The following is a 20,292-nucleotide window of genomic DNA, read 5'->3' on the forward strand; positions in this document are numbered from 1 at the left end:
CTTCCGGTGCCAAGAGCAGACATAGAAACCGGCGTTTGCGTTCAATCCCTCGCTCTTTCTGGCGTTCAATCCCTCGCTCTTTCGAGCGCATGCCGCGTGAGCTTTTGTTCGTCATCCGTCATTTGCGTCGGGCCGAGCTTGTAGGTCAGCTTGTCGATCTTGCCGGTGAAGCGGAACGGCAGCTTGTAACTGTCGTCCACCGTCGTGCGGGTGTCGCTCCCGATGTCAAAGGTTTCGTCGATCGCCATCAGGAAGGGAATCGAGTGCGGCATCGACTTTTTGGCGACCAGCTTACCGTCTGCCGTGAGCACGCCGGTGCCGCCCTTGCCGGGGCCGGGTCCATCATACTTGAATTCAAACACAATCGTGTGCTTGCCAGGCTTGAGCGCATCGCCGAAGACATCGCGATTTCCCACGCCGCCCTCCCAGCGATACCGCTTTAGATTGAGCATGTTGTAGGAAAACACCGGCTTGCCCCTGAGCAGATAGAGGCCGTATCCACCGAAGCGACCGCCGTACGTGGCGATCATTCCTTCGGCGCCGCCCTGGGGAACGGTTATCTCGGCAGTGATTGTGTAATCCTTGTTGAGGATGCTCGGGGTGTTACCGTCCGGAATGCCGGCATTCTCCCCCTTGAACGTGAAGACACTTCGCCCGGCGGTCGCGCTCGGCCGTGGAGTTACGAGCCGAGGCAGGACCGAGTTGTCCAGCGGCAAGACCTGGTATTTCGCCGCTTCCGTCAGGAACAACGCCTGCATTTCCTTCAACTTGTCGGGATTCTTGGCGGCGAGGTCGTTGTTTTGCGAAAAGTCCTCGGCGACGTTGTAGAGTTCCCATTTGTATTCGTTGATTTCAGGCAGCTTCGCCGTTCCCATGATCCACGGCGGCACCGGCGGCGTCGTATTGGCGTACCAGCCATTGTTGTAGATGCCGCGATTGGCGAACATCTCGAAATACTGCGTGTCGCGTTTTGACGGGGCGTTGGCATTAGCCTTGTCGAACGTGTAGGCCATGCTCACACCCTCAATGGGCTTCTGCGCGATGCCGTTGACCGTCGTCGGGGCCTGGATGCCGGTGGCTTCGAGGATGGTCGGCACGATGTCGATCATGTGGTGGAACTGGCTGCGGATGCCGCCGGGGTCCGTAATGTGACCAGGCCATGAGATGGCCATGCCTTGTCTTGTGCCGCCGAAATGCGAAGCTACCTGCTTGGTCCATTTGAATGGCGTGTCGAACGCCCACGACCAGGCCACCGACATATGCGGGTAGGTCTTGTCTGAGCCCCAGGCCTCATAGTTCAGCATCAGTTCGGCCTCAGGGAGGTCCAGAATAGCGTTGTAGGCAGTCATCTGGTTCGGGGTGCCTTCAAGGGTTCCTTCGGCGCTGGTGCCGTTGTCGCCGCTGATATAAATGATCAGCGTGTTGTCGAGTTTGCCCATGTCCTCGACCGCCTGGATGACACGGCCGATCTCATAGTCGGTATAGGCTGCGTAGCCGGCAAATACTTCAGCCTCGCGCGCGTACAGCTTCTTTCGGATCAGGGAGAGCGAGTCCCATTTCGGCAGGGTATCCGGCCAGGGGGTAAGCTGGGTATTGGCGGGAATGACTCCAAGCCGCTTCTGATTGGCGAAGATTTGCTCGCGCAGCTTCTCCCAACCCATGTCGAACTTGCCCTTGAACTTGTCGATCCATTCCTTCTTCGGCTGATGCGGCGAATGTGTCCCGCCCGGCACGTAGTAGACGAAGAACGGCTTGTCCGGTGCGGCGGCATCCAGGCCATTCATGTAGTTGATGGCGTCGTCCGCCATGTCAGTGATGAGGTTGTAGTTTTGTTTGCCGATCCATGGGAATACCTGGGTCGTGTTGCGAAACAGGTAGGGTGTCCACTGGTCGGTCTCGCCGCCCATGAACCCGTAGAAATATTCGAACCCCATGCCGACGGGCCATTGGTCGAATGGTCCGGCCGCGCTGTAGAGATAGGTGGGGGTGTTATGGTTCTTGCCGAACCACGATGTGGCGTATCCGTTGTCGCGGAGAATCGTTCCGATCGTCGCGCTATCTTGACCGATCACGGAATTGTAGCCCGGATAGCCGGTGGACATTTCGCCGATGACGCCGAACCCGACCGAATGGTGATTGCGGCCGGTGATCAACGCCGCCCGCGTCGGCGAGCAAAGCGCCGTGGAGTGAAACTGCGTATAGCGCAACCCTGACTTGGCAATGCGATCCATGTTCGGGGTAGGAATAACACCGCCGAAGGTGCCGGACACGCCATAGCCCTGGTCGTCCGTCATGATAAGCAACACGTTTGGCGCGCCTTTGGGCGGCACGACCGAGGGGGGCCAATACGGCTTGGAATCCTTGGCCGTCTCGTTGATCACGCCGCCGAACTTGGGAGGTTCAGGCGGAAGCTGCTTGCCATCGATTGTCAACGTGGCGCCGGGTGAGCCCGGCGTGCCCGTGATTTGCTGGGCCGCCGCGTTCGGCGCAAGCGACATGCACAGAAGGATACTTGTCGATGATAGGAAACTTGCAATTTTGATCACGATGCGCTCTCCACGACCGGAAGCCGACGAAATTTCGCGTCATGGAGTTTAGAGGGATCGCCGCGCCGGTCTATGCAATTTCGGCACGTGACGGGCGCCGGGTTTATTTCGGCGCGGATGTCCGTTCTCGGTCCCAGGAACGGACATAGACCGCCGTGTTCGACGCCGCGGGCGCGCATCCTGGTTGATCGCAGCGGTAGTATTTGACGCCGATTGTCGCTAACATTCAGTTGCCGGCTCAAACCGGCGGGGTTAGACGCTTCACGCCTCGGCGGGAGATTACCCTTGACCCGCGAACACTTAGTGCGACGGCTTACAGCCATATTCGCGGCCGATGTTGCGGGTTATAGCCGTTTGACGGGCATGGACGAAGAGGGCACGCACGTCCGGCTGAAGGAACACCTGCGGGTCCTGATTGATCCAAAGGTTGCCGCCTATCGCGGACACATCGTCAAAAATACCGGCGATGGGTTTCTAGCCGAGTTCAATAGCGTTGTGGACGCGATGCGCTGTGCGGTCGATGTTCAGCGCGGCATGGTGGAACGCAATTTAGGCGTACCACCGAGCACTCGCGTTGAGTTCCGCATTGGTATCAATGTCGGTGATATTATCGAAGATAACGGGGACATATTCGGCGACGGGGTCAACGTAGCAGCACGGCTCGAAGCCATTGCGGAGCCCGGCGGCATCTGTGTTTCCGATGATGCGCACCGACAACTGCGAGACAAGCTCGATATTGTGTTTGACGATGCCGGAGAGCAGATCCTCAAGAACATTGAACGACCGGTCCGCGTTTTCAAAATGAGGGATGGTGCAGCCGCAAGCCAAAGACCCACATTGGCGCTCCCGGACAAACCCTCGATTGCCGTGCTGCCTTTCCAGAACCTCAGTGCCGACCCGGACCAGGAGTATTTCGCCGATGGCGTCGTGGAAGACATCACGATGGCGCTGTCACGCTTTCACTGGCTGTTTGTAATCGCACGCAATTCAAGTTTTACCTACAAGGGCCGCCCCGTGGACGTAAAGCAGGTCGGCCGCGAGCTCGGGGTGCGCTACGTGCTCGAAGGTAGCGTGCGCAAGGCTGGAAATCGCATTCGTATCGCCGGTCAGCTTATCGATGCTGAAACCGGAGCACATCTCTGGGCAGACCGTTTTGATGGTGCGCTCGAAGACATGTTCGATCTACAAGACCAGGTGACGTCCAGCGTCGTCGGTGCAATCGCCCCGAAGCTTCTGTATGCGGAGATGAAGCGAGCCAAGCACAAACTAACCGAAAATCTCGATGCTTACGACTACTACCTGCGTGGGCTGGCGAGCGCCCGTCGGTGGACCAAGGACGCGAACAGCGAATCGCTCCGGCTCTTTCGCAAGGCGATCGAACTCGACCCCGGTCTGGCCTGCGCCTATGGCATGGCCGCGTGGTGCTACACGCAGCGCAAGGGGCGTGGTTGGATGATCGAGCACGTGCAGGAGAGTGCCGAAGCTACGCGGCTGGCCAGGAAAGCAGTCCAGCTCGGTGGGAATGACCCGGTAGCGCTGTGCATGGGTGGATATGCACTCGCCTTTGTAGCCCATGAGTTCGACGACGCTATGGCTTTCGTGGATCGTGGACTGGCGGTCAATCCGAACCTCGCGCAAGCCTGGAATCTTAGTGCGTGGGTGAGAGTTTGGAGAGGTGAGCCGGACCTCATACTTGATCACGCTGCGCGTGCTATGCGCCTGAGCCCACTCGATCCGTCGATGTACAACATGCAGGGAGCCATGGCGTATGCCCATTTTCTTGCGGGCCGCTATGACATGGCGTCGTCATGCGCCGAAAAGTCGATGCGCGACAATCCGGCGTTCCTGCTGGCAGTCTGCATGTCCGCAGCCAGCAATGCGCTTGCCGGCAGACTTGCGCCAGCACAGAAAGCCATGGCACGGGCGCTCGAACTTAACCCCGACTTGCGGGCCTCTAATCTCGGAGATTTAGCGCCGTTTCGCCGAGCGGAGGACCTTGCCTTGTTCGCCAAGGGTCTCCGCCAGGCAGGACTTCCGGACTGATGTTGCTTGCCTCGGTTGCACGTTCAACGAAACGGTCGCGCTTAGGCTCACGTCCGAAACGGGTCAAAAAGCCGACTTGGGCTTCCGGCGCAGAGCGGACATTCGACGAAGCCCTAACGTCGGTTAAGGGCCATCAGCAAAGGCTCAGGCGTTTGGCTGAAACCAGCCAAATATCGCAACAATGAGGCATGAGACCAGGGCGATTATTCGGAGGCCGATTGTTATCCAGTACCGGATCGGCGCGGCATCTCTAGGAATAATCATCTTCGACCAGTCCACGAGCAACCAATCTATAAGATCAGTATTGAAGTACGCAATTTTTCTCTCGACAAGGCCATGCCGCAGTTTGCGGTAGCAATCGACGCACAAATAGATCGCGACGACGCGGGCGACGATTTCATAAAGGAAAAACTGCATGGAAACATCCGTTGACCAAGTACTCGTTCGATGACAAGGCCGCATTATTGACCCATCGGCAGGGTTACGGCCGTCAATTGCATTGGGCTACCTGGTTTGGTGTGGCCGGATTTGGTGTTGGTTCAATTGCAGGAATGATCGTGGTGACGGTATGGGGGAGCCCAAGGTCCTGCGATCCGGGATTGGGTAAGTCGCGCCTAACGTCCGTTTCGGCCAAAAGCGGGCCTGGATGGTATGCCCGCTTCTGGCATATGCGGACATACAGCCGTGGCGGATGCCATTGACGCCGGCGGGCGGGGACACGACATATCCGGGACCGCCGATCGGGGGCACCTCCCGGGAGCAAGCTATGGACGCGCCGTCACACATCGATCCCGTCACCGCGTATTCCGACAGCGACGTCGTGCACTGGTTGACCAACGGCACGCGGGATGAGCGCTTCATCGACAACATCTTCGCCGAGATGTGTATCCGGCTCCAGCAAGCGGGCATTCCGGTCAAGCGGGCGACGCTTCATGTTCTGATCCACCATCCGCAATGGCTGGGCGCCCGGATCATGTGGGCCGACGGGATGCGCGAAGCCGAGCTGGCACGTGTGGACTACGATGTCCGCGGGCGATCCGAATATATCGGCAGCCCCGCCAACGAAATTCATGACGGCGCCACCGAGGTGCGCGAGAATCTCGAGCGCAATCCCTCGCTCGGCCGCCAGCACGCCGTCTATGACGAGATGCGGGCGAAAGGCCTGACCGACTATGTGGCGTGGCCGCTGTACCATACGCTCGGCAAGCGGCACATCGTGACCTTTGCCACCGACCGGCCCGGAGGTTTCGACGCCGCGCACATCGCGAGCCTGTCGAACGTGTTGCCGGTTCTGTCGCTGGTCAGCGAAATCCGGATCAAGAACCGGCTGGCGCGAACGCTGCTCGAAACCTATGTCGGGTCGCACGCCGGCGAACTCATTCTGGCCGGCGCTACCCGGCGCGGGACCGGGACGACGGTGAGCGCCGCCATCATGATCTGCGATCTGCGTGATTTTACAAAAATCTCCGACAACTGGCCGCGCGATGACGTCATCGATCTCCTCAACGGCTATTTCGACGCGATGTCGGAGCCGGTGGCGCGACATGGCGGGGAAATCCTGAAATTCATCGGCGACGGCATGCTCGCGATCTTCCCGCTCAGCCAGCCGTCGGCCTGCGCCAATCTGCTGCATGCCGTCTCCGAAGCCCGCCAGGCCATGGTCGCCCTGAACGAAAAGAACAGCGAAACCGGCCGTGCGCCGCTCAATTACGGCATCGGCATCCACGTCGGCGACGTCATGTACGGCAATATCGGGTCGCGCGCCCGGCTCGACTTCACCGTCATCGGTCCGGCGGTCAACATGGCTTCGCGTCTCGAAACCCTCACCAAGCAACTGGGCCGGACGGTGTTGCTGTCGCGCGCGTTTAGCGACTTCGTCAAAGACGATTTTGAACTCGAACGCGTCGGCGAATATCCGGTGCGCGGCTTCAACGACCCGATCGAACTGTTTGCGTATCACGGCTGAATGCCGGTTTGCCGTAAGGTAGCGAGCTGCCTTGGAGGGGCTGCAACGCCACGGCAATTGGGCAGCCTTACTCGATCACTTCGTCCGCGCTGAGCAGAATTGATGTCGGCAGGGTCAGACCGAGGGTACGGGCCGTTACTAAATTGGCCACAAGCCTGAAGCGGGTTGGACGCTCAATGGGCAACTCGGCGATAGCATTGCCTTGCAGTATCTTTCGCACCAGTACGCCCGATTGCGCGGCGCGGTTTCGTGCCCGCTCACGGATCGCGAGATGCGAGGTACGCTACAATCGCGAGAAGGTCCTGCTCGTCGAGATTGGCTACAACTGGGGCCATTAACGGGCTCCATTCTCCAGTTCGGGCGCCGTGCTGGAAGTCGTAGAGCTGCCGGAACATGTAGCTCGGTGAACGACCAGCAATGCTTGGCAGCGGTCCAAGTCCTTTAAGGTCCGCGCCATGGCACAACGCGCATTGGATCGTTTTGCCCGACCCACCTTTCACGACTAGCGCCTCGCCTTTGGCGAGGCTCCCGATTGGTGCATACGCTGTGAAGGTCGATCGAGGGTCGCGGCTTTCGAAGCGCAGCAGATCGTCGGGGACCTCCACGATCCGCGCTTCGATCGGCTCGCGCTCGCTGGTTTCCACCGCAGTCCAAATCAGACCCGCCACATAGGTCTTTGGCGCGGTTTCACTCTCGACCACCTTGATGCGTTTGAGCGGCTGCAAAGCCGAAAAGTAGGCCGCCGCGACTTCGATTTCGGTGTCAGTGATCGGCTTAGAAAGCTCGATCATTAGCTTTGCCGGAATTCGCCCGGGGAGGGTCGTACCACGCGCCCCGCTCTTGTAGTCGGCCATCTGCTGGATGATGTAGCTCTTCGGCAGCCCTGCAAGGTCCGCGTTTTCCGGACCACCAGGCCCGGTGGCGCGGTGACAAAATCCGCATGCGAACACACCGGGTTTGCGGCCGTTCGCGACGATGTCCGGCAGCGCGCCGTGGTCGCTGGGGTGCCAAACCGGCGCAATGAAACGATCACGCAGCTGGCTCCAGGTATAGCCGGCCGTGCTGTCTGGCACGCGAACTTGCTTTCCGTCATCGGCGGGAGGTTTGTAGTCGGGATTGTTGGGCGTGTAGGCCCAAGCGGGAGGACCGTCGGCGGCGGTTGCAATCGGTATCGCGAGCAAGCAGCAAACGATCACAGACGAGAGCAGCGCGGGAACAATCCTCATTTTCAGCCTCCCGAGTGTCCGAGCCGGCAGATATAGGGAGCTTGCCTCACCCATGAACTCCGGGCAAGCGCCCCCGAATGTCAACGTGCTCGCCATACCTGCCGCCCAAGCAAATCCGGCCGCGGTGGGTGCCCCGCTGAAGCCATTCAGCGGCGACGTTTGATCAGCGCTGGGTGCGGCCAATGTCTCAATTGGGGTCAAAAGCAGACTTCGAGGGCATGTCCGCTTCTGACGCCAGGCGGGTAATCGGTCAGACGCCGACATCGGCCAAGTGCCATCAAGAGATTTGGACGCTGAAGCGCTACAGCGGGCCTGTGACGAAGGTCCCGAAGATGCGCCGTGGGAACGATGTTGACGTCTCAACATTAGTCAGCCGCACTAATCTAAAGGACAAGGAGGAGCTACAATGACCTTCCGATCTGCCTGCTTTGCATCCAGCTTCGTTGTTTTCGCACTTGGTGGGCCCGCCCTTGCCGAGGATGGTTGCGGCGTCGGTTGCCATGCCACGAGCTCCGGGGCATGCGTCCGCGACGGATGGCAGCAAGGATTGCCGGTTCGTAACGAGTGCCCGGCCACGTCCCGACCGACGCCCCCTTGCGGCCAAGATTACCGATGGAGCCGGCAATCGATGATGTGCATCCTGCGCTGATGCTGCTGCCCTCCCTCTCTCCTTGTGGAGAGGGTGGATCGAAAGAGCGTCAGCTCATTCGAGTCGGGTGAGGGGTTCTCTCCGCGGAGGCAGACCCCTCATCCGCCGCTGCGCGCCACCTTAACTTGGTGTCATCGTCCGCCCCGGTGTACAATTGTGCACAAGGCGGACGATGAAAAAGAAATTTGAGGTTCGCCTAATCCCTCTCATGAGGAGACAACTCACGCCGCCTTGTTCGGCGCGTTGCGCTGGCGCAGAAGACGGCCGAGCAGGCGGCGCTGGCCCTTGCGCGGGATCAGGTCGATGTCGCTGACGAGCTTGGCGCCGCCCTTGCGCCGCTCCAGCACGATCTTGCGGCTGTGGAAGGCTTCCAGTTCGACGCGATGGGCGACGCTGACGATGGTGGCTTTCGGCAATTCCTTGATGACGATCTCCATCATCTTGTCCTGGCTCTTTTCGTCGAGCGCCGAGGTCGCCTCATCCAGCACCACGATGTCGGGGTTGTGCAGCAGCAATCGCGCGAACGCCAGCCGCTGCTTTTCGCCGCCGGACAGAGTCTGGTCCCACGGCGCGTCTTCCTCGATCTTCTCCTTGAGATGATCGAGGCCGACCTTGTGCAGGGCTTCGCACATTTGCGCGATGCTCCAGTCGTCGGCGGCGCCGGGATAGGCAATGGCGCGGCGTAACGTGCCGGACGGGATGTAAGGTTTTTGCGGCAGCATGAACAGCCGCCGGTCGGGGTGGAAGCTGACGCTGCCGCTACCCCACGGCCACAGCCCTGCGATGGCACGCACCAGCGTGCTCTTGCCGGTGCCGGATTCGCCGGCCACCAGCAGCCGTTCGCCGGGCCCGATCACCACCTCGGTTTCGCCGACCACCGCGGTGCCGTCATCGAGCGTCACAGAGAGATCGTTGAGGCTGAGCATGGCGTCGCCGTTGGTCTCGCCACGCTGGATGCGGCCGATGCCGTCGCCGCGTTCGGCGCGCTCCAGCCCGTCGAGCGACATCATCAGCGAGGCGATGCGCCGTGCGCAGGCGTTCCAGTCGGCCAGCCGCGGATAATTGTCGACCAGCCAGCCGAACGCGGTCTGCACGATGGTGAAGGCAGAAGCCGCCTGCATCACCTGTCCGAGCGTCATGCTGCCGTCGAGAAATTTCGGCGCACACAACAATAGCGGCACCACCGGCGCGATCAGGCTCGATCCCTGCGACACCAGCGTGGTGCGCATGTGCTGGCCGGCGAGCCGCGCCCATTGCCGCAGCACCTTCGTGAACGTCTTGTCGATGCCGTCGCGCTCTTCCTCCTCGCCGCCGAGCAGCGCGATGCTCTCGCCGTTTTCGCGCACCCGGGTCAGCGTGTAGCGAAACTCGGCCTCGGCCTGATTCTTGTCCTCGGACACCTGCACGAAGCGGCGTCCGATCGTCACGATCGCCCCTGATGCGATCGCCGCGTAGAGCACGGCGGCGATCACCAGAAAGCCTGGAATGGTCAGGGTCGATCCGCCGACGGTCACCGTCAGCGCGCCGCCGATGGTCCAGAGCACGGCGATGAAAGTCGCAGCCGACAGCAACGCCGAGGTGACGCCGGCGATGAAATCGACCGGCGAGTCGGTGGCGATCCGCAGGTCCTCGGCGATGCGGTATTCGGGATTCTTGTGGTCGCCGCCGACGAGGTTGAGCTGGTAGTAGCGGCCGTTGGCGAGCCAGCGCGACACCACGGAATTGGTCAGCCAGGCACGCCAGCGGCGCTGAATGCCCATGCGAGCGAACACCTGCACCACGCCAAGCAGAACGCTGCCGATCGCGAGCGGGAAGAACACCGCGGAGAGATAGAAGACGGTGGCGGAGTCTTTCTTCTCGATGGCATCGAAGATCGCCCGGTTCCAGACATTGATGCCGTATTGAAATCCGACATTGGCGACGATCAGGATCAGCAGACCGATCGTGAACAGCCACGCCAGCCGGTCGCCGCCTTTGCCCCAGAAGCCGCGCGCGCTGATCCAGAATCGCGTCAGCAGATAGTCTTTTCGCGCTTGCTCGGCCTCTTCCTCGGTCCATTCCGGATCGGGCTCGACCGCTTCCGGCGGCGGCGGTTCGACATGCTCGCCGTCTTCGGTGGTGATATCGACGGGATCCGATTTCTTTTCCGGGGTTTTCTTCGCAAGCGAATCCTTCGCCCGGGATTTCTTCGCGGACGGCTTGGAGTTGACAGACGATTTGGCCATGTCGCGGTAACGCGAAGGAAATCAAAAGGTTCCGTGGGGGCGGGGCTGCATCTCTCCACCGTCATTCCGGGTTCGATGCTGCGCATCGCCCCGGAATGACGGGAGGGTCTCACCCCGCTGCCGGCGTCGCCGTCGCCCGCCGCTCCCTACGCGAGCGGCCGAGCCGGTTCAGCACGCGCGCGAGCTGCTCGATCGAGTAGGGCTTTTGCAGCAGCTCGTAGCCGGTGCTGCCGTGTTCCGACAGCACATGGCTGTAGCCGCTGGTCAGCACGACCGGCAGACCGGCATGATGGCGGCGGATTTCCTGCGCCAGTTCGATGCCGGTCATCCCCGGCATCACCACATCGGTGAAGACCACGTCGAAACGGTCGGCATCGGCGGCCAGCTCTTCGAGGGCGTGGGTGGCGTTGCCGACCAGTTTGGCGGTGTAGCCGAGCCCGGCCAGCGAGTCGGCGGCAAATTTTCCGATTTCGGGATTGTCCTCGACCACCAGCACCGTCATGCCATGGCCGTCGATCGGCGGTGCATCCTGCTCCGGCATGTGTTGCGGGCTGCCGGCGCCGGCCGCGCGCGGCAGATACAGCGTGAAGGTACTGCCTTTGCCGAGTTCGCTGGCGACGACGACTTCGCCGCCGGACTGCTTGGCAAAGCCGAACACCTGCGACAGGCCGAGTCCGGTGCCCTGGCCGACCTGTTTGGTGGTGAAGAACGGCTCGAAGATTCGTTCGAACTGATCCCTGGGAATGCCGATGCCGGTATCCGCGACCGATACCGCGACATAGCCGGGGGAAGTGCGCGCCAGCGGATGGTGTGAAGGCGCAGCCGTCTCCGGCAAGGCGTCAGCGGTTCGCACCGTCACTGTGAGCCGGCCCGGGCCGTCGATCGCGTCCCGCGCATTGACCGCCATGTTGATGATGGCGGTCTCGAACTGGCCGGCGTCGGCGTTGATGTAGCAGGGCTCGTCCGGCGCCGTGATGACGATCTCGATCCGCGAACCGATCAGCGTGCCGATCATTTCGCCGAGCATCCGCACGTTATGCCCGACGTCGAACAACTCGGGTTTCAGCGTCTGCCGCCGCGCGAAAGCCAGCAACTGCCCGGTCAGCCTGGCGGCGCGCGTCACCGTGTCGGAGATCGCCTCGATATAGCGCAGCCGCTTCGGCTCCGGCAGGTCCGGCCGCCGCAGCAGGTCGACGGAAGCACGAATGATCGTGAGCAGGTTGTTGAAGTCATGGGCCACGCCGCCGGTGAGCTGGCCCAGCGCCTCCAGCCGCTGGCCGTGCTTGAGCGCCTCTTCGGCTTCCTGCCGCCTGGCGGCTTCGAAGTACAGACGGCGGGTCCGCCGCAACGCCGAGGCGAGCAGGACGAACAAGAGCGCGGTGGCCGGCGCGCCGAAGATCAAGTGCTGGCTCATGGTGGAGAGCCAGCGCGAGCGGATCGCCGACGTCTCGAGGCCGGCTGAGACATAGATCGGATATTCGGCGAGCCGCTGATAGCCGACGCGGCGCTCGATGCCGTCGGTCGGCGACGTCACGGTGATCAGCCCGGCGTAGGGATGGGCCGCGATCTTTTGCCCGATCGGACCGTTGCGATCGAGCCGAATATCGCGGTCGCTCGTCGGGAAGCGGGCCAGCACCATGCCATCGGTCAGGCCGAGCGCAAAAAAGCTGCCCGGCTCGCTGCCGATCCGGGCGTAGAAATTCTCGAAATATTCCGGGAGTACCGAAGCCTGGATCGCGCCGCCAAAGCTGCCGTCCTCGTTGGTGCGCCTGCGGCTGACGCCGAAGAACGCCGCGCCCTGATAGGGCGGCCGCGGCTTCAGCGCCTCGCCGATATAGGTCCCGATATCGCGGTCGACATGGGCCTTGAAATAATCCCGGTCCGAAAAATCGATCTCGGGTGCGGGCACGACCAGGCTGTTGACGAGCGCATGGCCCTTGGCGTCGAAAATCCAGGCCGATTTCACCTGCGGCAGCGAGTCCGCGAGTTGCTTCAGCCGCAGGTGCAGGGTTTCCTCACGGGAAACGATGCCGGCATCGGGGATGCCGCGGACGATCTCGGCGATTTCCGACAGACTGCGGTCGATGGTTTCGAACACCTTCAGCGCGTGCTCGTGCGCGACATCCAGCGTGCGCTCGATCTCGCGGTCGGCGGTTTGCCGGATCGAAACCCAGGACACCGTGGACGCAAGGACGAACAACCCCAGCGGAAGCGCCAATGAGGCGACCATCATCCACTGCAGCAGTCTCAGCGAGTTGCGTTGTGCGGTCTGCACGGGCGCTCCGAGTCTGCGCCGAGCTTACTGCAATCCGCCGCCGGGAATAAAGCGGCTTGCGAGCGGTGGAACCGGATCGATAAACTGATATTCAAATAGGCCGGACGAGAACCCCGGCGCGGCAAGGGGATTCTGCGTCATCCCGAGGTGCGAGCTCCGCGATGCACTTGCATCGCGTATTTCGGCGAGCCGCGAAGGATGCTGAGAGGCCTGCGGCCATCCTTCGAGACGGCGCTGCGCGCCTCCTTCTGCGATAATGGCGAAGCCGTTACGCGGGGAGGACGGTGGGCTTGCGGCGGACCCCTAGATCTGCCGCTCGACCATCTTCAGCTTGAGCTCGGCGATCGCTTCCGAGGGGTTGAGGCCCTTCGGGCACGCCTTGGCGCAGTTCATGATGGTGTGGCAGCGATAGAGCCGGAACGGGTCTTCGAGGTTGTCGAGCCGTTCGCCGGTAGCCTCGTCGCGGGAGTCCTTGACCCAGCGCGTCGCTTGCAACAATGCAGCAGGACCGAGGAAGCGCTCGCTGTTCCACCAGTAGCTTGGGCACGAGGTCGAGCAGCAGGCGCACAGGATGCACTCGTAGAGACCATCGAGCTTTTCGCGATCCTCGTGGCTCTGCCTCCATTCCTTCTGCGGCGTCGGCGTGGTGGTCTTCAGCCACGGCTCGATCGAGGCATATTGCGCATAGAAATTCGTCAGGTCGGGGACGAGGTCCTTCACGACAGGCTGGTGCGGCAGCGGATTGATCTTGACCGCGCCGTCCTTCACGTCGTGCATCGACTTGGTACAGGCCAGCGTATTCTGGCCGTCGATGTTCATGGCGCAGGAACCGCAGACGCCTTCGCGGCAGGAGCGGCGGAAGGTCAGCGTCGGATCGATGTGGTTCTTGATCCAGATCAGGCCGTCGAGCACCATCGGCCCGCAATCGTTGACGTCGATGTGGTAGGTATCGACGCTCGGATTCTTGCCGTCGTCCGGGTTCCAGCGGTAGACCCTGAACTCGCGCGTTTCCGTCGCGCCCGCCGGCTTCGGCCAGGCCTTGCCGCCGGAGATTTTTGAATTTTTCGGAAGCGCGAATTCAACCATTCTTCTGACCTTTCGTCATTCCGGGATGGTCCGAAGGACCAGACCCGGAATCTCGAGATTCCGGGTTCGATGCTTCGCATCGCCCCGGAATGACGGGCTGTTGTGGCTCCTCAATACACCCGCGCCTTCGGCGGGATGTACTGCACGTCGTTCGTCATCGTGTAATCATGCACCGGGCGGTAATCGATCGTGGACTTGCCACCGTTGTCGATCCACACCAGCGTGTGCTTCATCCAGTTCTTGTCGTCGCGGGCGGCGAAATCCTCGCGGGCGTGGGCGCCGCGGCTTTCGGTGCGGTTCGCCGCCGAGTCCATCGTCACCACGGCCTGCACGATCAGATTGTCGAATTCGAGCGTTTCGACCAGGTCCGAATTCCAGACCAGCGAGCGATCCGAGGTGCCGACGTCGCTGATGCCGCCATGCACCTTGTGAATCAGGTTCTGGCCTTCGTGCAGGATTTCGCCGGTGCGGAACACCGCGCAATTGGTCTGCATCACGTGCTGCATGCCGTCGCGCAGTTTCGCGGTCGGCGTGCCGCCCGAGGCGTAGCGATAATGGTCGAGCCGGCCGAGCGCCAGGTCGGCGGAGCCGGCCGGCAGTTCGGGCTGCTTGCCGTTCGGCGTCAGCTTTTCGGCGCAGCGCAACGCGGCGGCGCGGCCGAACACGACGAGATCGATCAGCGAGTTGGAGCCGAGGCGGTTGGCGCCGTGCACGGAGACGCAGGCGGCTTCGCCGATCGCCATCAGGCCGGGCACCACGGCGTTGTCGTCGCCGTTCTTCTTGGTCAGCACTTCGGCGTGGAAGTTGGTCGGGATGCCGCCCATGTTGTAGTGCACGGTCGGCACGATCGGGATCGGCTCGCGGGTGACGTCGACATTGGCGAAGATCTTCGCCGATTCGGAAATGCCGGGCAGCCGTTCGTGCAGCACCTTGGGATCGAGGTGGTCGAGGTGCAGGAAGATGTGATCCTTCTTCTTGCCGACGCCGCGGCCTTCGCGGATTTCGATCGTCATCGCGCGCGAGACCACGTCGCGCGACGCCAGATCCTTGGCGGACGGCGCATAGCGCTCCATGAAGCGCTCGCCGTCGGAATTGACGAGATAGCCGCCTTCGCCGCGCGCGCCTTCGGTGACGAGACAGCCCGAACCGTAGATGCCGGTCGGGTGGAACTGGATGAATTCCATGTCCTGCATCGGCAGCCCCGCGCGCAGCACCATGCCGCCGCCGTCGCCGGTGCAGGTATGGGCCGAGGTGCAGGAGGCATAGGCGCGGCCATAGCCGCCGGTGGCGAGGATCGTGGTCTGGGCGCGGAAGCGATGCAGCGTGCCGTCGTCGAGCTTGAGCGCGACGACGCCGCGGCAGACGCCCTGGTCGTCCATGATCAGGTCGATGGCGAAGAACTCGATGTAAAATTCGGCCGAGTGGCGCAGCGCCTGGCCGTACATCGTGTGCAGCATGGCGTGGCCGGTGCGGTCGGCGGCAGCACAGGTGCGCTGCGCCTGGCCCTTGCCGTAGTCCAGGGTCATGCCGCCGAACGGGCGCTGGTAGATCTTGCCGTCCTCGGTGCGCGAGAACGGCACGCCCCAATGTTCGAGCTCGTAGACGGCGTCGGGCGCATTGCGCACCATGTATTCGATCGCGTCCTGGTCGCCGAGCCAGTCCGACCCCTTGACGGTGTCGTACATGTGCCAGCGCCAGTCGTCCGGATGCATGTTGCCGAGCGAGGCCGAGATGCCGCCTTGCGCCGCGACCGTATGCGAGCGCGTCGGGAATACCTTGGTGATGCAGGCGGTGCGCAGGCCGGCCTCGCTGCAGCCGACCACGGCGCGCAGGCCGGCGCCGCCGGCCCCGACGACCACGACGTCGTAGGTGTGGTCTTCGATCGGATAGGCTTTTCCGTTGGTGGCGGGGCCACTGCCGTTGTTGCCGTTGCCGTTAGTTTCACCGGCCATGGGTTAGACTCCCGACGACAATTTTAGAATGGCGTAGATCGAGGCCAGCGCCACCGCGAAACAGAAGAAGTTGTTGGCCATCACGCTGGCGAGTTTCAGCTTCTCGTTATGGATGTAGTCCTCGATCACGACCTGCATGCCGATCTTCATGTGCCAGGCGCTGGCGATGATGAACAGCAGCAGGATGATCGCGATCGGCGCCGAGCCGAGAATTTGCGCCGCACCGGCCTGGTTGCGGCCGATCAGCATCAGGACCACCACGATGACGGGCACGATCAGCAGCACCATCGCCACGGCGGTGAGGCGCTGGCGCCAGAAATCGCCAGTGCCGGAATGCGAGGCGCCGAGCGCGCGGACACGCGCCAGCGGCGTGCGCATCGAGGGAGATTTTGGCGCGGTCATCGGCCACCTCCGATCGTGTAGGCGACGATCCAAACCAGCACCGTCAGCGTAATGCCGCCGATCGCGGCACCCCAGGTAAGGCCCTCGCGCTCGCTGGCCTTGAAGCCGTAGCCGAGGTCCCAGACGAAATGGCGCAGCCCGGAGAGCAGATGGTGCAGCAGCGCCCAGGTGTAGCCGAACACGATCAGCCGGCCGATGAAGCTGCCGGTAAAGGCCTGCACATGGGCGTAGGCGGTGGGGCCGGAGGCGGCGGCAATCAGCCACCAGGCCAGCAGCAGGGTGCCGAAATACAGCGCCACGCCGGTGGCGCGGTGGACGATGGAAAGCGCCATCGTCAGGGTCCAGCGATATGTCTGCAGATGCGGCGAAAGCGGTCGTTCGATCCTGGCGGTCATCGGCGGCTTTGAAGTTGGCGGGCCGCGGGACGGCCCTTCGGGGGATCGCGGTTAAAGTAATTCTATTTACGAAGTCGAAACAGCGAGCGCAACGACCAAAATCACCAATTCCGAACGGCGGTTCATACCTATGGAGGAGGCCTGCAATTGCAGGCGTTGACAAACCCCCATGGTGGTCCATGGCTGGCGCCGTGCTGGTATACCTGAAGCACGATTCATGAACGCGCGCGTCTCGTCGCTCGGCCAAGGGACTGCAGGGAAACGACAGGGGGAACCACGGATGGCAATCGCCGGGCTTAATGTCGCCGAGCTTGTCGAGCTGGCGCTGATGCTGGTCGCCGTCGGCGCGATATCGGGGTTTTTCGCCGGCGTGTTCGGGATCGGCGGCGGCGCGATCCTGGTGCCGGTGTTCTACGAATGCTTCCGGCTCGCCGGCGTGCCGCTGGAAGTGCGGATGCCGCTCTGCATCGGCACCTCGCTCGCCATCATCATCCCGACCTCGATCAGCTCGTTCCGCGCCCATTACGCCCGCGGGGCGGTGGATATGGCGATCCTCAAGGCCTGGCTGGTCCCGATCGTGATCGGTGTCATCGCCGGCGGCGTCACCGCGCGCTACGCGCCGGAGCGGCTGTTCAAAATTGTGTTCGTCTGCGTGGCCTGGACCGCCGCGGCGCGGCTGATCCTGGGCCGCGCGAGCTGGAAGCTCGGCGACGAATTCCCGCAAGGGTCGCTGATGAAGATCTACGGGTTCGTGGTCGGGCTGCTCTCGACCCTGATGGGAGTCGGCGGCGGGCTGTTCCTCAACCTCTTGATGACGTTCTACGGCCGGCCGATCCATCAGGCGGTCGCGACCTCGTCGGCGCTGGCGGTCCTGATCTCGATCCCCGGCGCGATCGGCTACGTCTATGCCGGTTGGCCGGCGGCCGCGCACTATCCCGACGTCACGGCGCTGCAACTGCCGTTCGCACTCGGTTATGTCTCGCTGATCGGCGCCTTGCTGGTCATGCCGACCAGCCTCCTGGTCGCGCCGTTCGGCGTGAGGGCCGCGCACGCGATGTCGAAGCGCACGCTGGAGCTGGCGTTCGGCAGCTACCTGTTCATCGTCGGCAGCCGCTTTGTGGTAAGTCTGGTGTCAGGGCAGTAAACTCTCCGCGGGAGTCGATATGACCAGCACGCCTCCTCCCATCATGCCAGCGACGATCCCGCCAGAACTCGATCGCTGGAATTGGGGCGCGTTTCTGCTCAATTGGATATGGGGTGTCGGCAACAACACCTTCATTGCATTACTGACGCTCATTCCCGGTGTCGGCATTATCATGATCTTCGTGCTTGGCGCCAAAGGCAGCCGTTGGGCATGGCGCAACGGGCGGTGGGACAGCATCGAGCATTTCAAACGGACCCAGCGCCTGTGGGCGATCTGGGGCGTCGTGATCTGGCTCGGCTCCATTGTGCTGTTCGGCGGAATCTTTGGCGGCACCTTCTATCTGCTCCAGCATTCGGGCGCCTACGAGCTTGGCGTATCGAGGCTCCAGGCCAGCGCCGAAGCGGCCGCCGTGCTCGGGACCCCGATCACGGCCGGCACGCCGCTGGGCTCGGTTTCGAGCAGCGGATCGTCCGGCCGCGCTTTTCTCAATTTTTCGGCGACCGGGCCGAAGGCCTCAGGGCGGATTTTCCTGGAGGCGATCAGGCAAGACGGTGTTTGGTCGCTCAAGCAACTCAGGCTCAAGGTCGACGGCCGCAATGATGCGATTGATCTTCTCCAGCAATCGAGAGCGGAGCTCGAAGGTTTCACCGTCGTTCCGGGGCGATGCGTAGCATCGAACCCGGAATCTCGAGATTCCGGGTCTGGTGCTAACGCACCATCCCGGAATGACGAAGGCGTGGATTGCGTCGCTTCGCGCAATGACGGCTGAAGTGCAGTCCTACTTCGCGTAGATATTCGCGTAGGTATCCCGCAAAATATTCTTCTGCACCTTGCCCATGGCGTTGCGCGGCAGTTCGTCGACGACGAACACGCGCTTCGGCATCTTGAATTTCGCCAGCCGGCCGTCGAGCGCCTTCAGGACGCCGGCTTCGGTAACGTCGGCTCCCTTGGTGCAGACCAGCACGGCGGTGACGCCTTCGCCGAAATCGGCATGCGGCACGCCGATCACGGCGGATTCGACCACGCCCGGCATGGCGTCGATCTCGCTCTCGATTTCCTTCGGATAGACGTTGAAGCCGCCGGAGATCACCAGATCCTTGCCGCGGCCGAGAATGTGCACATAGCCTTTGTCGTCGATCTTGCCGAGATCGCCGGTGATGAAGAAGCCGTCGGCACGGAATTCGGCTTTTGTTTTCTCCGGCATCCGCCAATAACCCTTGAACACGTTCGGGCCCTTGACCTCGATCATGCCGATGGTGTCGGGCGCGAGCGCCTTGCCGGTGTCGGGATCGGTGACGCGCACGGACACGCCGGGCAAGGGAAGGCCGACCGCGCCGGGGACACGATCGCCGTCATAGGGGTTCGAAGTGTTCATGTTGGTTTCGGTCATGCCGTAACGTTCGAGGATGGCAAAACCAGTTCGCGCCGACCATTCGCGATGGGTATCGGCGAGCAGCGGCGCCGAGCCCGAAATGAACAGCCGCATGTGCTTGGTGGATTCTTTCGTCAGCGCCGGGCTCTGCAGCAGCCTTGTATAGAAGGTCGGCACGCCCATCAGCACGGTGGCCCGCGGCATCAGCTTGATCATCAGTTCCGGATCGAGCTTCGGCAGGAAGATCATCGAGGCGCGCGCGAACAGCGTGACGTTGCTCGCCACGAACAGGCCATGGGTGTGATAGATCGGCAGCGCGTGGATCAGGACGTCCTTGTCGGTGAAGCGCCAGTAGTCGACCAGGCCCAGGGAATTCGACGCCAGATTGTCATGCGTCAACATCGCGCCCTTGGAGCGGCCGGTGGTGCCTGAGGTGTAGAGGATCGCGGCGAGGTCATCGTCGGCACGCGCGACAGTGCTGAATTCAGAGGGCGCCTTGGCGGCGGCATCGGTCAACGACCCCTTGCCGTCGGCGCCGAGCGTTTCGACCTTGGCATTGACCTTGGCTGCGATCGCGCCGATGCCTTCGGCCTTCGAGGGATCGCACACCACCAGCGACGGTTCGGCATCGCCGATGAAGTAGTCGAGTTCGTTCAGCGTGTAGGCGGTGTTGAGCGGCAGATACACCGCGCCTGCGCGCACCGTCGCGAGATACAGCACCAGCGCCGGCACCGATTTTTCGGTTTGCGCCGCAACACGATCGCCCGGCTTGACGCCGCGCGACACCAGCACATTCGCCATCTGGCCGGCGCGGGCGATCAGGTCGCCATAGCTGATATGCGTGCCATCGAGCATCTCGATCGCGAGCCGGTTCGGGTTGTCTGACTTGTCGAACAGGCGAGAAAACAGGTTGGCGTTCATGATGGTTTTCCGGGTCGCATTCATGCATCATTGCGGGGGGCGGTTGCGGTCCGGTTTGACGCGGCAACCACATAATTCAATAGCAAAAAC

The 20,292-nt window shown here is 62.3% G+C and carries 16 protein-coding genes; 5 read left to right on the forward strand and 11 right to left on the reverse strand.

The window, feature by feature from the left end:
• Window positions 1–65: 65 nt before the first annotated feature.
• Window positions 66–2,498 (reverse strand): arylsulfatase, encoded by a 2,433-nt coding sequence (locus tag FFI89_RS01825; protein ID WP_138832353.1) that lies wholly within the window; start codon window positions 2,496–2,498, stop codon window positions 66–68.
• A 411-nt stretch (window positions 2,499–2,909) separates the two neighbouring features.
• Between FFI89_RS01825 and FFI89_RS01830 the strand changes: the two genes are divergently transcribed.
• Window positions 2,910–4,589, forward strand: a complete 1,680-nt coding sequence (locus FFI89_RS01830) for an adenylate/guanylate cyclase domain-containing protein (protein WP_246669572.1) — start codon at window positions 2,910–2,912, stop codon at window positions 4,587–4,589.
• A gap of 144 nt (window positions 4,590–4,733) precedes the next feature.
• Here the strand turns inward: FFI89_RS01830 and FFI89_RS01835 are convergent, their stop codons facing one another.
• The gene (locus FFI89_RS01835) at window positions 4,734–5,006 is read right to left on the reverse strand and encodes a hypothetical protein (protein WP_138832355.1); all 273 of its coding nucleotides are present in this window, start codon (window positions 5,004–5,006) and stop codon (window positions 4,734–4,736) included.
• Between the two features lie 349 nt (window positions 5,007–5,355).
• Here FFI89_RS01835 and FFI89_RS01840 point away from each other — a divergent pair, with 349 nt between their 5' ends.
• Complete coding sequence (locus FFI89_RS01840) at window positions 5,356–6,555, forward strand: adenylate/guanylate cyclase domain-containing protein (RefSeq protein ID WP_138832357.1); 1,200 nt, start codon at window positions 5,356–5,358, stop codon at window positions 6,553–6,555.
• A gap of 67 nt (window positions 6,556–6,622) precedes the next feature.
• Here the strand turns inward: FFI89_RS01840 and FFI89_RS35310 are convergent, their stop codons facing one another.
• Together FFI89_RS35310 and FFI89_RS01850 are read right to left on the reverse strand one after the other, a co-directional pair.
• Complete coding sequence (locus FFI89_RS35310) at window positions 6,623–6,775, reverse strand: ABC transporter substrate binding protein (protein WP_168212746.1); 153 nt, start codon at window positions 6,773–6,775, stop codon at window positions 6,623–6,625.
• Window positions 6,776–6,812: 37 nt separating this feature from the next.
• Window positions 6,813–7,781, reverse strand: coding sequence for a c-type cytochrome (locus FFI89_RS01850; RefSeq protein ID WP_138832359.1), 969 nt, complete (start codon window positions 7,779–7,781; stop codon window positions 6,813–6,815).
• 406 nt (window positions 7,782–8,187) lie between these two features.
• On the opposite strand from FFI89_RS01850, the gene FFI89_RS35315 reads away from it, so the two are divergent.
• Entirely contained in the window at window positions 8,188–8,430 is a 243-nt protein-coding gene (locus tag FFI89_RS35315) for a GCG_CRPN prefix-to-repeats domain-containing protein (RefSeq protein ID WP_138832361.1), read from the forward strand.
• Window positions 8,431–8,651: 221 nt separating this feature from the next.
• On the opposite strand, the gene FFI89_RS01860 is transcribed toward FFI89_RS35315, so the two are convergent.
• The 6 genes from FFI89_RS01860 to sdhC all read right to left on the reverse strand — a co-directional run bounded on the left by FFI89_RS01860 (window position 8,652) and on the right by sdhC (window position 16,765).
• Window positions 8,652–10,655: an ABC transporter ATP-binding protein/permease gene (locus FFI89_RS01860; RefSeq protein ID WP_138832363.1), complete on the reverse strand. Its 2,004-nt coding sequence runs from the start codon at window positions 10,653–10,655 to the stop codon at window positions 8,652–8,654.
• Between the two features lie 109 nt (window positions 10,656–10,764).
• Window positions 10,765–12,930 (reverse strand): hybrid sensor histidine kinase/response regulator, encoded by a 2,166-nt coding sequence (locus FFI89_RS01865; RefSeq protein WP_138832365.1) that lies wholly within the window; start codon window positions 12,928–12,930, stop codon window positions 10,765–10,767.
• Between the two features lie 303 nt (window positions 12,931–13,233).
• Entirely contained in the window at window positions 13,234–14,016 is a 783-nt protein-coding gene (locus FFI89_RS01870) for a succinate dehydrogenase iron-sulfur subunit (protein ID WP_138832366.1), read from the reverse strand.
• 110 nt (window positions 14,017–14,126) lie between these two features.
• Window positions 14,127–15,968 (reverse strand): succinate dehydrogenase flavoprotein subunit, encoded by a 1,842-nt coding sequence (gene sdhA / locus FFI89_RS01875; protein WP_138832368.1) that lies wholly within the window; start codon window positions 15,966–15,968, stop codon window positions 14,127–14,129.
• A gap of 3 nt (window positions 15,969–15,971) precedes the next feature.
• Window positions 15,972–16,346, reverse strand: coding sequence for a succinate dehydrogenase, hydrophobic membrane anchor protein (gene sdhD / locus FFI89_RS01880; RefSeq protein WP_079587878.1), 375 nt, complete (start codon window positions 16,344–16,346; stop codon window positions 15,972–15,974).
• 20 nt (window positions 16,347–16,366) lie between these two features.
• Window positions 16,367–16,765, reverse strand: coding sequence for a succinate dehydrogenase, cytochrome b556 subunit (gene sdhC, locus FFI89_RS01885; protein ID WP_138832372.1), 399 nt, complete (start codon window positions 16,763–16,765; stop codon window positions 16,367–16,369).
• Between the two features lie 280 nt (window positions 16,766–17,045).
• Between sdhC and FFI89_RS01890 the strand changes: the two genes are divergently transcribed.
• Both FFI89_RS01890 and FFI89_RS01895 read left to right on the forward strand, forming a co-directional pair.
• Window positions 17,046–17,909 (forward strand): sulfite exporter TauE/SafE family protein, encoded by an 864-nt coding sequence (locus tag FFI89_RS01890; RefSeq protein WP_138832374.1) that lies wholly within the window; start codon window positions 17,046–17,048, stop codon window positions 17,907–17,909.
• A gap of 19 nt (window positions 17,910–17,928) precedes the next feature.
• The gene (locus FFI89_RS01895; RefSeq protein WP_138832376.1) at window positions 17,929–18,678 is read left to right on the forward strand and encodes a cytochrome c oxidase assembly factor Coa1 family protein; all 750 of its coding nucleotides are present in this window, start codon (window positions 17,929–17,931) and stop codon (window positions 18,676–18,678) included.
• A gap of 9 nt (window positions 18,679–18,687) precedes the next feature.
• On the opposite strand, the gene FFI89_RS01900 is transcribed toward FFI89_RS01895, so the two are convergent.
• Window positions 18,688–20,202: a malonyl-CoA synthase gene (locus FFI89_RS01900; RefSeq protein WP_138832377.1), complete on the reverse strand. Its 1,515-nt coding sequence runs from the start codon at window positions 20,200–20,202 to the stop codon at window positions 18,688–18,690.
• Between the last annotated feature and the right edge of the window lie 90 nt (window positions 20,203–20,292).

Origin of the sequence: Bradyrhizobium sp. KBS0727 (assembly GCF_005937885.2) — a bacterium.
Taxonomy (GTDB): Bacteria; Pseudomonadota; Alphaproteobacteria; order Rhizobiales; family Xanthobacteraceae; genus Bradyrhizobium.

Bases quoted from the DNA above. Each gene is read 5' to 3' on its own strand.
- FFI89_RS01825 (WP_138832353.1), bottom strand. From the start codon at position 2,498: ATGTCGCTTGCGCCGAACGCGGCGGCCCAGCAAATCACGGGCACGCCG.
- FFI89_RS01830 (WP_246669572.1), top strand. From the start codon at position 2,910: ATGGACGAAGAGGGCACGCACGTCCGGCTGAAGGAACACCTGCGGGTC.
- FFI89_RS01835 (WP_138832355.1), bottom strand. From the start codon at position 5,006: ATGCAGTTTTTCCTTTATGAAATCGTCGCCCGCGTCGTCGCGATCTAT.
- FFI89_RS01840 (WP_138832357.1), top strand. From the start codon at position 5,356: ATGGACGCGCCGTCACACATCGATCCCGTCACCGCGTATTCCGACAGC.
- FFI89_RS01850 (WP_138832359.1), bottom strand. From the start codon at position 7,781: ATGAGGATTGTTCCCGCGCTGCTCTCGTCTGTGATCGTTTGCTGCTTG.
- FFI89_RS35315 (WP_138832361.1), top strand. From the start codon at position 8,188: ATGACCTTCCGATCTGCCTGCTTTGCATCCAGCTTCGTTGTTTTCGCA.
- FFI89_RS01860 (WP_138832363.1), bottom strand. From the start codon at position 10,655: ATGGCCAAATCGTCTGTCAACTCCAAGCCGTCCGCGAAGAAATCCCGG.
- FFI89_RS01870 (WP_138832366.1), bottom strand. From the start codon at position 14,016: ATGGTTGAATTCGCGCTTCCGAAAAATTCAAAAATCTCCGGCGGCAAG.
- sdhA (WP_138832368.1), bottom strand. From the start codon at position 15,968: ATGGCCGGTGAAACTAACGGCAACGGCAACAACGGCAGTGGCCCCGCC.
- sdhD (WP_079587878.1), bottom strand. From the start codon at position 16,346: ATGCGCACGCCGCTGGCGCGTGTCCGCGCGCTCGGCGCCTCGCATTCC.
- sdhC (WP_138832372.1), bottom strand. From the start codon at position 16,765: ATGACCGCCAGGATCGAACGACCGCTTTCGCCGCATCTGCAGACATAT.
- FFI89_RS01890 (WP_138832374.1), top strand. From the start codon at position 17,046: ATGGCAATCGCCGGGCTTAATGTCGCCGAGCTTGTCGAGCTGGCGCTG.
- FFI89_RS01895 (WP_138832376.1), top strand. From the start codon at position 17,929: ATGACCAGCACGCCTCCTCCCATCATGCCAGCGACGATCCCGCCAGAA.
- FFI89_RS01900 (WP_138832377.1), bottom strand. From the start codon at position 20,202: ATGAACGCCAACCTGTTTTCTCGCCTGTTCGACAAGTCAGACAACCCG.